The 15,053-nt window shown below is 43.5% G+C and carries 11 protein-coding genes; 8 read left to right on the top strand and 3 right to left on the bottom strand.

The window, feature by feature from the left end; translation table 11 throughout:
• Positions 1 to 83 precede the first annotated feature (83 nt).
• On the top strand, positions 84 to 1,571 hold the full coding sequence (gene nrfA / locus C825_RS20240; protein ID WP_010799924.1) for an ammonia-forming cytochrome c nitrite reductase: 1,488 nt from the start codon (positions 84 to 86) through the stop codon (positions 1,569 to 1,571).
• Here the strand turns inward: nrfA and C825_RS20235 are convergent.
• Positions 1,543 to 3,825, bottom strand: coding sequence for a sensor histidine kinase (locus tag C825_RS20235; protein WP_010799923.1), 2,283 nt, complete (start codon positions 3,823 to 3,825; stop codon positions 1,543 to 1,545). The two genes, nrfA and C825_RS20235, sit on opposite strands and share 29 nt — an antisense overlap.
• Positions 3,826 to 4,105: 280 nt before the next feature.
• Here C825_RS20235 and pheT point away from each other — a divergent pair, with 280 nt between their 5' ends.
• From pheT to C825_RS20220, 3 genes are all read left to right on the top strand, one after another.
• On the top strand, positions 4,106 to 6,568 hold the full coding sequence (pheT, locus tag C825_RS20230; protein ID WP_010799922.1) for a phenylalanine--tRNA ligase subunit beta: 2,463 nt from the start codon (positions 4,106 to 4,108) through the stop codon (positions 6,566 to 6,568).
• A 35-nt stretch (positions 6,569 to 6,603) separates the two neighbouring features.
• Positions 6,604 to 7,335: a YebC/PmpR family DNA-binding transcriptional regulator gene (locus C825_RS20225; RefSeq protein WP_007652801.1), complete on the top strand. Its 732-nt coding sequence runs from the start codon at positions 6,604 to 6,606 to the stop codon at positions 7,333 to 7,335.
• A gap of 132 nt (positions 7,336 to 7,467) precedes the next feature.
• Entirely contained in the window at positions 7,468 to 8,208 is a 741-nt protein-coding gene (locus C825_RS20220; RefSeq protein WP_010799921.1) for a hypothetical protein, read from the top strand.
• A 266-nt stretch (positions 8,209 to 8,474) separates the two neighbouring features.
• Here C825_RS20220 and C825_RS20215 read toward each other — a convergent pair whose 3' ends face one another.
• Positions 8,475 to 9,521, bottom strand: a complete 1,047-nt coding sequence (locus C825_RS20215) for a 6-bladed beta-propeller (RefSeq protein WP_010799920.1) — start codon at positions 9,519 to 9,521, stop codon at positions 8,475 to 8,477.
• An 80-nt stretch (positions 9,522 to 9,601) separates the two neighbouring features.
• A complete protein-coding gene (gene yaaA / locus C825_RS20210) occupies positions 9,602 to 10,366 on the bottom strand; it encodes a peroxide stress protein YaaA (protein ID WP_007652812.1) in 765 nt (254 codons plus the stop codon).
• A 156-nt stretch (positions 10,367 to 10,522) separates the two neighbouring features.
• On the opposite strand from yaaA, the gene C825_RS20205 reads away from it, so the two are divergent.
• The 4 genes from C825_RS20205 (at position 10,523) to C825_RS20190 (ending at position 15,042) form a co-directional block, all read left to right on the top strand.
• Positions 10,523 to 11,881 (top strand): DUF4886 domain-containing protein, encoded by a 1,359-nt coding sequence (locus C825_RS20205; protein ID WP_010799919.1) that lies wholly within the window; start codon positions 10,523 to 10,525, stop codon positions 11,879 to 11,881.
• A gap of 29 nt (positions 11,882 to 11,910) precedes the next feature.
• Entirely contained in the window at positions 11,911 to 12,429 is a 519-nt protein-coding gene (locus tag C825_RS20200) for a phospholipase D-like domain-containing protein (protein WP_010799918.1), read from the top strand.
• Positions 12,430 to 12,459: 30 nt separating this feature from the next.
• Positions 12,460 to 13,224, top strand: coding sequence for an ADP-ribosylglycohydrolase family protein (locus tag C825_RS20195; protein WP_010799917.1), 765 nt, complete (start codon positions 12,460 to 12,462; stop codon positions 13,222 to 13,224).
• Between the two features lie 405 nt (positions 13,225 to 13,629).
• A complete protein-coding gene (locus C825_RS20190; RefSeq protein ID WP_010799916.1) occupies positions 13,630 to 15,042 on the top strand; it encodes an endonuclease MutS2 in 1,413 nt (470 codons plus the stop codon).
• Positions 15,043 to 15,053: the final 11 nt, after the last annotated feature.

The following is a 15,053-nucleotide window of genomic DNA, read 5'->3' as shown; positions in this document are numbered from 1 at the left end:
TTGTAATCTAAATCAAACAGCTCAAAAATCAAAGCTTATTAAAGCTATTTGTATATGGATTTTATATAAGCAAATTATATCTGATGAAAAAAACACTAGGTGTAGGGTATTTAAAAGTGTTGCTGCTCGCAACTGTTATAGCCATTTTAATCGTGACTACAGGATATTCTTATGTAAATAGGGGAGAAATCATATTTATCGATGAAGTGGAAAACGGAGGAACGGAAGATCTTTTTCAAACCAATGAACTGGATTTATCGAATTCCTACGAATATAAGAGTTGGAAAAATACGGCGGATACGACTTTCAAAAGTTTGTATAACGGTAATCAGGCCGAAGACATTCTGGCTATGCGGCCCGAAATGGTAATCTTGTGGGCGGGTTATGGTTTTTCAAAAAGTTATTTGTCTCCGAGAGGACATATGTATGCTATTGAAGATCTTTATCATAGTTTGCGTACCGGAGCTCCGCGAAAAGCGAATGATGGTCCTCAGCCCGCTTCCTGTTGGGCCTGTAAAAGCCTGGATGTTCCACGGCTGATAGACGAAGTGGGTTCGGATGGGTTCTATAAAAAGAAATGGTACGACTGGGGATCGGAAGTGGTCAATCCTGTCGGTTGCGGCGATTGTCATGATCCGGAGAGTATGGATTTGCGTGTTCCGCGTCAGTTCCTGATCGACGCTCTGAAACGGGAAGGCGATCCCATTGAAGATGCTTCGGACCGAAGGATGCGTTCGCTTGTTTGTGCTCAGTGCCATGCGGAGTATTATTTAAAAGGGGAGAATAAAGAGGTTGTTCTTCCCTGGGATTCCGGGTATACTGTCGAAGCTATTGAGAACTACTACGATAAAATAGGTTTTTCCGATTATGTCAATAAACTGAGTAGAACTCCCATGTTGAAAGCCCAGCATCCGGATTTTGAACTGGCTCAGATGGGGATCCATGCCCGCCGGGGCGTTTCCTGCGGTGAGTGCCATATGCCGTATGTCGAGGAAGAGCTCCGGTCATATAATAATCATCATATCCAAAGCCCGTTGGCGATGATCGAAAAAACATGCCAGACCTGTCATCATGAAAGTGCGGAAGTGCTTCGTCAGGACGTATATACCCGGCAGAACAAAGCCATGGAATTACGTAATAAATTGGAAAAGGAATTGGCGAAAGCACATATCGAAGCGCAGTTTGCCTGGGACAGGGGTGCGTCGGATAACCAGATGGAGCCCGTGCTCAAACTGCTTCGCCAGGCCCAGTGGCGTTGGGATTTTGCTATCGCTTCCCATGGCGCTGCCTTCCATGCTCCCCAGGAAGTACAACGTATTTTAGGCGACGGCCTGTATAAAACGATGCAGGCACGCCTGGTCATAAAAGATGTACTGAACAAACACGGTTATAATCAAGAAGTACCCATGCCCGATATCTCAACCAAGAAGAAGGCGCAGAAATATATAGGTCTGGATATGAAATCAGAACTGGCTGCCAAAGATGAATTTCTGAAAACCGTTATACCGGAATGGACTAAAGAGGCAAAAGCCAATAAGCGTTTTATTGAGGAGTATAGGGTAGCGAGATAGTAAACTTGCTGCCTTTCCCTTCTTCCGAATCCAACAGGATGGTTCCTTTAAACGTTTTTATAATGCTCAGGCTGATTGCCAGTCCGAGACCGGTTCCTTTGGCAAACTCATCCAGTTTCTGGAAACGTTCGAATACCTGCTTTATCTTATCTTTGGGAATACCTTTTCCCGTATCTTCGACCGACAGCAGGATATGTTCGGTGTCGTATTCGTATTTGACTTTGATATATCCGTGAGTGGTAAATTTTGTCGCATTGTTAATGAAATTAGTAACTACCTGGGTCAGTCTGAAACGGTCTGTGTTGATAATGGCCGGAATCTCCGGAACTTCTTTGAGCAATTCTACTCCCTGAGGCATCAGTACGCGATGTGTATTGAAGATATCTTCCACCAATTGATTCAGATCGCAGTCTGCATAGGTAAAGGATATTTGTCCGGACTCGATGCGCGACAGGTCCAGAATGTCGCTGATCAGTTTGAGAAGCAAGTCGTTATTCGTGTTTATCAGGCCGATAAACTCATTTTTTTCATCCTGCTCCAGTTCCATATCCGAACTCAGCAGTTGGGAGAAGCCGACGATGGCGTTGAGCGGTGTACGTATCTCATGGCTCATATTGGCCAGGAAGGCCGATTTCATCTTATCGGATTCTTCCGCCTTTTTCAGGGCCTTGGTCAGATTGATTTCTGTTTCCTTGATTTGCTGAATATTAAGGCAGAGGCCGTTTACTTCGACGGAATAATCATTGCCGGCAGTCTTTATGTTGGTGTTCTGGGCATACCGGAATTCCCACCACTGATGACCTTGTCCGTTAAAATCATATCTTCTTCTGGTTATCTGACGGGAGGGAAAACCATGATCCAGCTTATACCTGTTTAATTGGAAATCAGCCTGTTCGTCCTGGTGGATAGCCTTGCTGAAACGTTCCGCACTGATGGGCTCTTCTGGCATATTCAGATAATGATAAAACTCTTTGTCGAAATAGAAGGTTCCGTTTTTATACCGGAATGTGAAAATGTTACCGCTCTCCAAAGCGAAAGAGAGAAATTCCTTCTCATGTTTCAGATTTTCCTGCACCTCTTTTTTATGGGCAGCCTCTCTCTTATACAACATTCGCTGGTAAATGATAATAATTATCAGTATAATTCCCAGTAAAACTGCTATACATATAATATAGAACTGGTAACGGATATAAAAGGGGATATTTACGATCTCGCTGTCTCTCGGCAGTTTGTTGAGACTGATTCCCCATTGGTCGAGTATTTTATAATCGAATATGTACTTTTTGCCTGCCTCCGTAATTTGTGGAAAGTTACTTACCGGAGCCCCGTTCAGTATATCGGCAATACGGTTGGCGGCCAGGGTTGTTTGTTCTTGCTGTGTGGTGACATATCCTCCGATTACACCATAATTATAACCGACCATTTCGTTGAGGACCGAAAAACCGGGGAAAGAACTGAAACGTCCCAGAGAGAGGGTCAGATAATCTCTTTTGATTGCCAAATAGGCCTTGTTATAATAGTTCTCGCCTAACCCTTTGATCAACGAACGGGTCGATTTTCCGTTGATCGTGCTTATGTACATGGCGTCCGGTATTATTTTTTTGTTTTTGGAGATGGAGGTACCGCGTTTTCCGGATAAGCGTATTTTGTCCGGGGAGAAAATATTGTTTGTTTTGCAGATATCTTTGATCTGTTCATCCATGTCTGCCAGGATGATTTTGTCTGCATAGATATCGTCGGTAACCCGCACAACAATACATTTTCCTATGAGTTGTTCTATCAGTTCTATATTGGTTCTGTAATCCGGTTTGTCACGGAAGCCTGTTATGTTGGACTGTTTTTGAATGAATGGCACGTTCGGGTAGTTCGCTCCGGTAAAGACGATCGGAGTCGTTTTAACGGAAGGATGGTCGCAGGTCAGTAAGGCATTCAGGGCCGGATCGTCACAGGTCAGGATGATATCCGGATTCCAGGATGATAACCTGTTCAGTTCCTCATATATAGTCAGTTTTTGTTTTTTCTCCGTTTTCTTGGTTCCGTCCAGATAAAGGGTATGGACCTCTGCATGTATGTCTCTTTTCCGTAATTGTTCGGCAAAGATATTTTTCATTTTCTTATATGCCGGGAGGCCGGCTTCGTAAGACTGGATGATTAATATGTGTTTATGAGGCGTTGTCTGGTTGCATGAGCTATTTAGAATAAAAAATAGGACAAGTATGAGTATATATTGCACTGATAGAATCCTGTTAGACATTACATTATGAATGATTAAGTAAATATTTTATCCCTAGTGTGTTTGTATTTTTTGATATTCAGTAAGAATTACGCCTCTAAATTAGGCTGAATTTTTATATTGGACAAAGATTTGGAAATGAAATAACCGTTGATTAATAAGATTTTTTGGCTTGTGGTAAGAATAAAGTCCGTACACTCGTTGAATAATTATTCTATTATTTGTACTTTTGCCAGTCAAATTGCCGCAAGCGGGGAATCTCGCAGACGCATAGAAACTTGATTGAATAAATTTTAGAACAATGAATATATCTTACAACTGGCTGAAAGAGTATCTTGATTTCGACTTGCAGCCCGAAGAAGTATCAGCAGCACTAACCTCTATCGGTTTGGAAACCGGGGGAGTAGAAGAAGTTCAAACGATCAAAGGTGGACTGGAAGGACTGGTTATCGGCGAAGTTTTGACTTGTGTGGAACACCCGAATTCTGACCACTTGCATATCACGACGGTGAATGTCGGTGGGGAAGAACCTTTGCAAATCGTTTGCGGTGCGCCCAATGTCGCAGCAGGCCAGAAAGTGGTTGTCGCTGTGAACGGTACGAAACTCTATGACGGTGACGAAGTCTTTACCATTAAAAGATCAAAAATCCGTGGCGTTGAGTCGAACGGTATGATCTGTGCGGAAGATGAGATCGGTATCGGAACAGACCATGCCGGCATTATCGTGCTTCCGGCTGATGCGGTTGTAGGAACTCCTGCCAAGGAATATTATAATGTAAAGAGCGACTATGTGCTGGAAGTGGATATCACTCCGAACCGTGTGGACGGAACTTCCCATTTCGGTGTTGCCCGCGACTTGGCTGCTTACCTGAAACAGAACGGTAAGCCGACAGAACTGAAACGTCCGTCTGTCGACGCTTTCAAGATCGACGATGAAACTCCGGCTATCGAAGTGATCGTTGAAAATACGGAGGCATGTCCCCGTTACTCCGGTGTTACGATCAAGGGCGTAACAGTAAAAGAAAGTCCGGAATGGTTGAAAAACCGTCTGAATATAATCGGTTTGCGTCCTATCAATAACGTAGTGGACGTAACCAACTATGTATTGCATGAAATGGGACAGCCTCTGCATTCATTCGATGCAGGCAAGGTGACAGGCGATAAAGTGATCGTGAAGACAATGCCGGAAGGTACCAAGTTCGTCACCCTGGATGGTGTTGAACGTACGTTGACCGATCGTGACCTGATGATCTGCAATACGGAAGAAGCCATGTGTATCGGTGGTGTGTTCGGCGGCCTGGATTCAGGTGTGACGGAGCAGACTACGGATGTATTCCTTGAATCGGCTTGTTTCCATCCGACATGGATCCGTAAGACAGCTCGTCGCTTCGGTTTGAACACCGATGCTTCTTTCCGCTTCGAACGCGGTCTGGATGCGAACAATACGATCTATGTATTGAAACGTGCCGCTCTGTTGATCCAGGAAGTAGCCGGTGGTAAGATTACCGGATCTATTCAGGATGTTTATCCGAATCCGGTACAGCCTTATACCGTGGAACTGACTTACAACAAGATCAACAGTCTGATCGGTAAGGACATTCCGGTAGAGACGGTTAAGAGTATTTTGGCTAGCCTGGAGATGGAAATCGTTTCGGAAACAACCGAAGGTCTGACCATCCATGTGCCGGTTTACCGTATCGACGTACAGCGTGATGTCGATGTAATTGAAGATATCCTCCGTATCTACGGATATAATAATATAGAGTTCAGCGACAGTGTAAAATCGAACCTGAGCTACAAGACAGCTACCGACCGTAGCTATGATTTGCAGAATTTGATCTCTGAACAGCTTTGCGGTTCAGGTTTCAATGAGATCATGAACAATTCGCTGACACGTTCCGCTTATTACGATGAACTGACTACTTATCCGGTTTCTCATTGCGTTATGCTGATGAACCCGCTGAGTGCAGACCTGAACGGTATGCGTCAGACATTGTTGTTCGGTGGTCTGGAAAGCATCGAACATAATGTGAAACGTAAAAACGGCAATATCCGTTTCTTTGAATTTGGCAACTGCTACGATTATAATGTAGAGAAGAAGCGTGAAGACGCTACACTGGCCGAATTCTCGGAAGACTATCGCCTGGGATTATGGGTTTGCGGCGACCGTGTGGAAAACAGTTGGGCGCATGCAGATGAAAAGGCTACCGTATATGAACTGAAAGCCTATGTGGAAAATATCCTTATCCGTCTGGGTGTGAATCTGAAGAAGGTTGTCTTCGGAAACCTGAGCAATGATATTTATTCAACAGGCGTAAGTATTACAACAACTTCGGGCCGTGAACTGGGTACGTTCGGTATCGTAAACCGTAAGATCTGCAAGGCTATGGATATTGATTTCGAGGTATATTATGCTGAGTTGTCCTGGACATTGCTGATGAAGGAAACAAAGAAGAATAAGGTGACATTCTCCGAGATCTCTAAATTCCCGGCAGTAAAACGTGACCTGGCTTTGTTGCTGGATAAGTCCGTTCAGTTTGCTGAGATCGAAAAGATCGCCGAAGAAAGCGAACGCAAACTGTTGAAGGAGGTTTCCCTGTTCGACGTTTACGAAGGCAAGAACCTGCCGGCCGGAAAGAAATCGTATGCTGTAAGTTTCTACCTGCAAGATGAAACGAAGACATTGAACGACAAACAGATCGACGCGATCATGCAGAAGATTCGCAAGAATCTGGAAAGCAAACTGGGTGCATCATTGAGATAAGACAAAAGTTTATAATAATATAATACAGATATAATATGGGAAGAGCGTTTGAGTTCCGTAAAGCAAGAAAATTTAAACGTTGGGGTAATATGGCCCGCGTATTCACAAAACTGGGTAAGGAAATCACTATTGCTGCGAAAGCAGGTGGTCCTGATCCGGAGAATAACCCCCATTTGCGTGCTTTGATGCAGAATGCAAAGAAGGAGAATATGCCGAAAGAAAATGTGGAACGTGCCATTAAGCGTGCTGTAGAAAAAGATTTCTCCGGTTATAAGGAGATGACTTATGAAGGTTACGGCCCGTTCGGTATTGCTATCTTCGTGGAAACAGCGACCGATAATACAACCCGTACGGTTGCCAATGTGCGCAGTTATTTCAATAAACATGGCGGCTCACTGGGTACAAGCGGTAGCCTTGAATTCCTGTTCGATCATAAATGTGTATTCCATATCAACAAGAAAGATGGTATTTCGTTGGAAGATCTGGAACTGGAACTGATCGATTATGGAGTGGATGAAGTAGACGAAGACGAAGAAGAAGTCGTTATTTACGGCGAATTTGCTCAGAACTCCGCTATCCAGAAATATTTGGAAGAGAACGGTTACGAAATCACAAGCAGCGAGTTTGTTCGTATCCCGAACGATCTGAAAGAAGTGACAGCCGAACAGCGTGAAACATTGGATAAGCTGATTGAAAAGCTGGAAGAAGATGACGATGTACAGAATGTATTCCATAATATGAAGGAAGACGAAAGCGGAGAAGAATAACATTCGCTTTGACCTTATAAGAAAAAAGAAGTGGTATCGGATTAATTTCGGTACCACTTCTTTTTTTTATGTAAGTTATATTTATTTCATTACTTTTGCAGCCGCTAGTATTAATAATAACTCTATTGGATTATGAAAAGGGTAATTTTTATGTGTGCACTCATAGCTATGAGTGTAATTTCTTCTTATGTCTCCGCTCAGAAAGAGCTGGGGATTTTTAATTCTCTCTCAGTTGGTGTAAGTGCCGGAACAACAGGTATTGGCGTTGATGTAGCGACTCCGGTCACTCCCCATTTTGCGATCCGTGGAGGTGTTTCGTTTATGCCGGGTATTAAAATCAGCACAGATGTGGATGTGGAACTGAATGATCCCGATCTGGGAAGCTATCCGAGTACGCTTGACCTTAAAGGTAGTATGAGCCGTGCTTCCGGAGAATTATTGGTGAACTACTATCCGTTCCTGAGTTCTTCTTTCTTTGTGACGGCCGGTGCTTATTTCGGCGGTTCCAAGTTAGTGAAGATCACTGGCCACAGCGATGAGTTGAAGGAATATGTGAACGAAGGTGGAAAGGCCGGTATTGTTATCGGTGATCAGACAATCCCGGTAGACAAGGATGGTAATATCGCCGGCGGTCTTAAAGCAGCCGGATTCCGCCCTTATCTGGGAGTAGGTTTCGGACGTGCAGTTCCTAAAAAGCGTATCGGCGTACAGTTTGAATTAGGTGTTCAGTTCCACGGAACTCCCAAAGTGTATACGGACGCCGGAATCCTGGGTAGTACTTCAACCGACGGAGACGACAGTTTCACAAAAATCATAGATAAACTGACTGTTTATCCGGTTATGAAACTGCGCTTTTGCGGCAGATTGTTCTGATAAAGAGGGGGGTAATTGTAGTAGAATAATTTCATTCTTAGGAAATAATGAGCCAATGTGGTAATATGCCAATGTGCCAATTTAGGAAAAATTGAGCTATCCCGTTCCCGTGCTTGACACGGGATCGCAAAGGTACAGACCGTATCCTATATGTATCTTTTGATACTGCTGGTTCTTCTGCGGCCCCGTGTTAAGCACGGGGACAAGATAGCTCAAACCTGACAATATTTGAAATATCTATTTTGCTATAATTACCTTATCCTTCATTATGCCTTCATCCTAACAATGAACAGCACCGGATTATCTTCTTCCGTGCGATCCGGGAATGCTTTCTTTACTTCTTCTCCTGAACGGCAATAACAGAAAGAATTGTTATAAATATCCAGTGATTTCAGGTCGGGAACCCTTCCCGTATGGTAGAAATTATCTTCGAAGCCTCCTGTTACATTATAGGCATAGTCTTCCCGGCGATCGTAACAGAACGTATAATTCTTATCCGTATCAGTTGCGTCCGAGTAAGTGGAAACCAAATAACGTCCGGCTATGCAGAGGGGGAGGATTGAAGAATATTCCTCATGTATATTCAGTTTGTTCCGTCTGATCAGGTAAAGCGTATCTGCCAGCAACTCGTCCGGCTGGGTGGAAGGCGAATAGGCGTAGACATTCCCGTTGGTAACGGACAGTTCGGTAGAAAAGCAGGCACCCAGATAGAACCGTCCCAGGTCGGCAGCCGTCAGTTTGCGGGCATCCTGCAGGTTGAATGTCGTATCGAACTTATAAAGCCACTGGTTGACACATTGTTTGCCGGTCCCCTCTTCGGAGGGCGACAACGATTGTGCCGTCATCCATATATGGCGGTTATGGTACATCAGGCGGGTAGGGGTTTTCAATGGATTGATTCCGGCAAGGCTTTTCCTTTCCAGCAATGTCCCGTCGTAATCATAATAATAAACGTTTTCCCGGTCGTCCATGACGATCAGTTGCTTTTCGAGCGGATCGATGACGTAATCGGTAACCAGGAAATGCTTATTACTGGTGATCCGGCTAAGGAATTTGCCGGAGCAGTCGAAATGAAAAAGCTGGCCGTTGCTTACCAGGAACAATTCATTCCTGTCGCGCTTGATCTGTGTGGCATGTTTCAGCCGGCAGTCGGATGTTGTTTCCAGCGGAATGGCGATCACTTCGTCGGCAACGTCTGAGAGGGAGCCTTCGGTGGTGCTTTTCACCGGCATATCTTCGCTTATAATCTTGTAACCTTCGTTTATGTAGATTATTCCAACGAGCAAAAGTAATAGCAAACAGGTCTTTTTCATTTCATCATTCATTTAAAAAGGAACATACATATAACGTTTTTATCTCCGGATTATTGAACAAAGCGGCAATTTCTTTTCATTTAGCTTTGCAGGAAAACCCAGTTATCCCCGTTCGACAGACTCTCGTCGTAGGTAAATCCTTCCCAGGAGAAATTTTTGAGAGCTTCCGGATCAGTGATCCTGTTTTTCAGTATATACCGTGTCATCTGTCCGCGGGCCATCTTCATGTAGATCACGATAGTCTGCGCTTTTCCGTCTTTCCATACCTTGAACTCCGGTGTGATGATGCGGACGGTGCTCCCGACTTTCTTCCAGTCGTATGCCCCCTGTATTTCCTGGCTGGCAAGGTTTATCAGGATGTTATCGCTCTTTTTTACTTCGTCGATCAGCAGTTCTGTCTGACGCGGACGCCAATAGTTATACATATTTCCTTCTCCTAACTCCGGCAGCTTCACCTCATATTCCATTCGGTAAGGCTTGATCAGGTCGAGCGGACGAAGCAGTCCGTAGCAGATGGAGGCAATCCTCAGATGGTCGTTTGCATACAGGAAATCATCTTCCGTGAAATCTTTGGGGTTGATATTCTTGAAAACCACTCCGGTATAAGCCAGTAATGCCTGTAAGGAGTGTACCTCTGCGGTATGGAATTCCTGAAACCGGTTGTAATTCTCCAATGCTAGTTTGGGATTTAGTTTCAGAATCTTTTTCAGGTCGTCGGTAGAGAACTGTGCCATATTCAGGGCTATCTCATTCGCTTCCTGTGCGAAACGGGGCATCGTCCCGGCAGGAGCTTTTATTTTGGATGTACCGGTCATTGTTTTGGCCGAGGTCAATATAATCAGCATACTAATTTATTTATCTGTTTCAACAGGTAAAAGTAACAATAACAAATACAACTTGGTGCTGTTGTTAAATCTTTATGCGTTTAATTTTTTTATTTATTCAGAAATCCGTTAAATCAAGTTATATTATATATTTGCCTGCATAAAATGAATGTGGGTATGAGGATACATGTTTTGTTCGCTTGCTTGTTTTTCCTTTTGAATATTTCATGTGCGGAAAAAGAGGAAGGCGATGATTGGGTTGGGGTCTCCCAGGAGCTGTTATTTCAGGCTTTGCAAAATGATTTGTCCATTCGGGAAATTAAGCAAACGTCCGGTTCCTTCGAGATTTTGTTCAGCGATAATAGTGTCATCTCTTTTCCCGGCGGAAAGAAAGTCTTTTATACAACCATCGGAAACAATAATAATTGGTTGATCAATGGAGTCAATACCGATATAAAGGCCCTATCGAACATACCAAATTCCGAATCAAACCTTCAGTCTATAGATGTCGATGGCAGAGGAAATTGGTCGATAAACGAAAAAAGTACGACTATACAGGCCGGTATGCCTTTGGATATGCCTGACATCCCTGTCCTTAAAAATATAATAGAGTCAAGGCATTTCTTCTATTTTTATTATTCTGACAGAACGATCCTCCGGTTTATGAGGCAGAATAGTAATAATCATTTGTCTGATAAGAAGCAACATCTTCCTGCCCGTCCTGCCTCGTTGAAAATATTATGTATTGGAAATAGTTTTACGGAAGATGCGACAAGTGGGCTGCCCAGGATTATTAAATCAGTTGGTTTGAGTCATATTTGTATCGGTCACCTCATTGCGGGAGGAGCTTCTCTAAGAAAGTTTTATGAAGGTTATATGGAGAATTCTCCCATCGGTATATATCAAGTTACAAATGATAAAATGGAGTGGACGACTATATCGGATAATTTTACATTGAAGCAAGCATTACAATATGCTGATTGGAATATCATAACCTTTCAACAAGTTTCTTATGATGCGGGAAGGTATCAAACTTATCAGCCTGTTTTTTCCAGTTTGATCGATATTGCAAAAAATGAATGCCGTAAATCCAAACCTGTTATTGCCTGGCAAATGCCCTGGGCATATGGAACCGGATGTCAGGAAGAGTATTTTGGTAAGTACGGATATAATCAACAGAAGATGTACAAAGCCATCACCAATGCGACGAAAGTAATGATGAACCAATCTGAAGTGGATATACTGGTGCCGGTCGGTACCGCAATCCAGAACTTAAGAAATACGAGCCTGAACAATTCTCCGTTGGATATAACGAGAGATTATCGTCATCTTGATTGCGGTATAGGCCGGTACACTGCCTCTTGCACGCTGTTTCAGGCATTAATAGCTTCTGTTTACAAGGTCGAACTTTCTGATACTCCTTTCCTTGATGCGTATGGAGATGTCCCTGTTACGGAAAAGAATTTTAGAATATGCCAACAGGCAGCTATAAATGCCTGTAATACACCTTTTACCGTAATGCCACCAACCGATTAATTGCGGCCATATCAGAGAAGTTACTATTTATGCTACAGTACATCAAAAACGAACAACATTATACCTTCTTTATCGAAGCTATCCGGCAAGCCAGGCGGACGATCTGGATCGGGACTGCCGATATTAAAGATCTGTATATTAAGGAAGGAAAAGATGCTGTCCCCTTGCTGAAGCTTTTGGAACAGAAGGTGAAGGAAGGTGTGGAGGTCCGTCTGATCCATGCCAAAGAACCGGGACAGAACTTTCGGGACGACTTCGATAAATATCCCTTGCTTTGGAGCCGGATGGAACGTGTATTGTGTCCGCGTGTCCATTTCAAACTGTTGATATTCGATTTGAAGCAGGCCTATATTGGGTCGGCAAACTTAACGGGAGCCGCTTTGGGCATGAAAGGAAAAGATAACCGCAACTTTGAAGCAGGAATATTTACTTCGGTGGAAGAACTGGTGAAAGAGGCTGTCGACCAATTTGACTGTTTGTGGATGGGGATTCCCTGTAAGACCTGTAAACGGAAAAAGTTTTGTTTGGATAGGATTGTTAGTGAATAATAAATTGAAACTTTGTAAAAGTATAGAATTATGACAGGTGCAATAGCTGGAGACATCATTGGCTCCGTTTATGAGTTTGATAATATAAAGACAACGGACTTCCCGCTGTTTACGGACGAAAGCGATTATACCGACGATACAATCATGACAGTGGCCGTTGCGGACTGGTTGCTGAATGGGGGAGACCTGGTGAAGGTTATGCAGCGGTATTCAGCTGAATATCCTTGTCCGATGGGCGGTTATGGTGGCCGTTTTAGTTACTGGCTTATGGAAGAGAATCCGTTACCTTATAATAGTTGGGGAAATGGTTCGGCGATGCGGGTAAGTGCTGTCGGATGGAAATTCGATTCATTGGAAAAGACATTGGAAGTGGCTAAGGAAACGGCTATTGTCTCTCATAATCACCCCGAAGGGATAAAAGGAGCACAAGCCACTGCTGCCGCTATTTACCTGGCACGAAGCGGAAAGAGCAAACAGGAGATCAAGCAATATATAGAAACCGCCTTTTCTTACGACCTGGACCGTTCCTGCGATGACATTCGTCCGGACTATTCTTTTGATGTTAGTTGCCAGGGAACCGTTCCCGAAGCGATCATAGCCTTTCTGGATAGTTCGGATTTCGAGCATGCCATCCGCCTGGCTGTTTCGCTGGGTGGCGATAGCGATACGCTGGCTTGCATAACAGGAGGGATTGCAGAGGCTTATTATGGGATGCCGGAAGATATAAAACAACAGGTTTACAATAAATTACCGAATGAATTCCTAAAAGTGGTAAGTGAATTTAGAAATAAATAATCATTAGATATTAAAGAAAGGTAGAAACTTTACTCCATTTTTCATCATAATAGCATAATAGATAATGCGTTCAAACTGGAAATGTCTGAGCGCAAAGGTATTAAAAAAATGACTCAAAGACAGAAAGCCTCTTGTAAATCTAAAAAAACAAACTATCTTTGCGGCACGAACAGAGTAAATAAAACAATATAATAACCTTTTTATGTTTAGTGCATCGGTATAAATTCGTATTTCGAGTTCACATCTCCGATCTTTGAGATGTCATTATACTAACGGTCAGCTTCGCATATTTGCGAGAGGCGGATCAATCGTTTTGTTGGTATTCTGTCGGAATATGGATAATCTCATTTTCTAAATAAACTATTTTATAAACAGATATTGGTCTATAAATTTGATGGACGGCCAATGCTATATAGTAATGAGAACATGATTTACCCGAATAATTTTGAACAAAGAATAGGTATAGATACAATTCGTCAGTTTGTTACAGAAAAATGTTTAAGTACTCTGGGAGAAGAAAAAGTCGCAGCGATGGACTTTTCGACAGACTATGCCACCATTGCCAGATGGTTGGAGCAAACAGGGGAGTTTTTACAAATCTTGCGTAATAAAGAAGATTTCCCGGTCGATTTCTTTTTGGATGTCCGCGATACCCTGCATCGGATAGGAGAGGATATAACAGCATGGCTTTCGGAAGAAGAAATAGCCGGGCTGATGAATTCTCTTCAGACTATCAGCAATATAGTAGCCTTTCTGCATAATGCCAGGACGGATACCGGAAGAATGAAGTATCCCTCATTGACATTTATGGCCGGTCAGATAACCGTTTTCCCCTTGTTGATTGATAAAGCCAATTCCATATTGGATAAATCCTGCCAAGTGAAAGATAATGCTTCGCGCCGGCTTGCGGATATACGCAGGGACAAGGTCGAAGCGGCAAAAGCCATTACCCGTAATATGCAGATAGCGATACGGGAGCCGCAGGCGGCAGGACTTATCGGCAGGGATGCACAACCCAGTCTGCGTGAAGGTCATATGTTGATTCCGGTCAATGCAGCCAATAAACGAAAGATCAAAGGTGTGGTACATGCCGATTCAGGCAGTGGTAAAACGGTATTTATCGAACCGGAAGCAGTGGCAGCAGCCAGTAGCCGTCTTCGTGAATTGGAGAACGATGAACGCCGTGAGGTTGCAAGGATACTGATCGAATTTACAAATCTGGTACGTCCGCATCTTGCTGATCTGATGCGTTCCTATCTCTTTATGGGCGAAATGGACTTTATCCGTGCCAAGGCTTCATTTGCCCTGCGTATCAATGGGATCAAACCGGTCTTTGAAAATGAACAACAGGTGGAATGGATACAGGCTGTGCATCCGCTACTGAATATACAGTTGCGTCAACAGAATAAGGAAGCGTTCCCTTTGGATATCAGGTTGAACAGGAAGGACAGGTTACTGATCGTTTCCGGAGCAAACGCAGGTGGTAAGTCCCTCTGTCTGAAAACGGTTGCCTTACTGCAATATATGTTGCAGTGCGGACTTCTTGTCCCTGTGGATGAAAGTTCCCGGACAGGTATATTCGATCATATCTTTGTCGATATAGGAGACGGGCAGAGCATAGAAAACAGTCTTAGTACCTATACTTCGCATCTGACCAATATGAAGTTTTTTGTAGAAAACTGTGATAATAAAACGCTTATCCTGATAGATGAGTTCGGTAGTGGGACGGAACCGCAAATCGGAGGTGCTATCGCTGAAACCATACTCGACCGTTTTAACCGGAAACATAGCTTCGGGGTAATAACAACTCATTTCTAGAACCTGAAGCA

Source organism: Parabacteroides sp. ASF519 (assembly GCF_000364265.2).
GTDB lineage: Bacteria > Bacteroidota > Bacteroidia > Bacteroidales > Tannerellaceae > Parabacteroides > Parabacteroides goldsteinii.
This window is presented reverse-complemented; position numbering and strand designations above follow the sequence as displayed.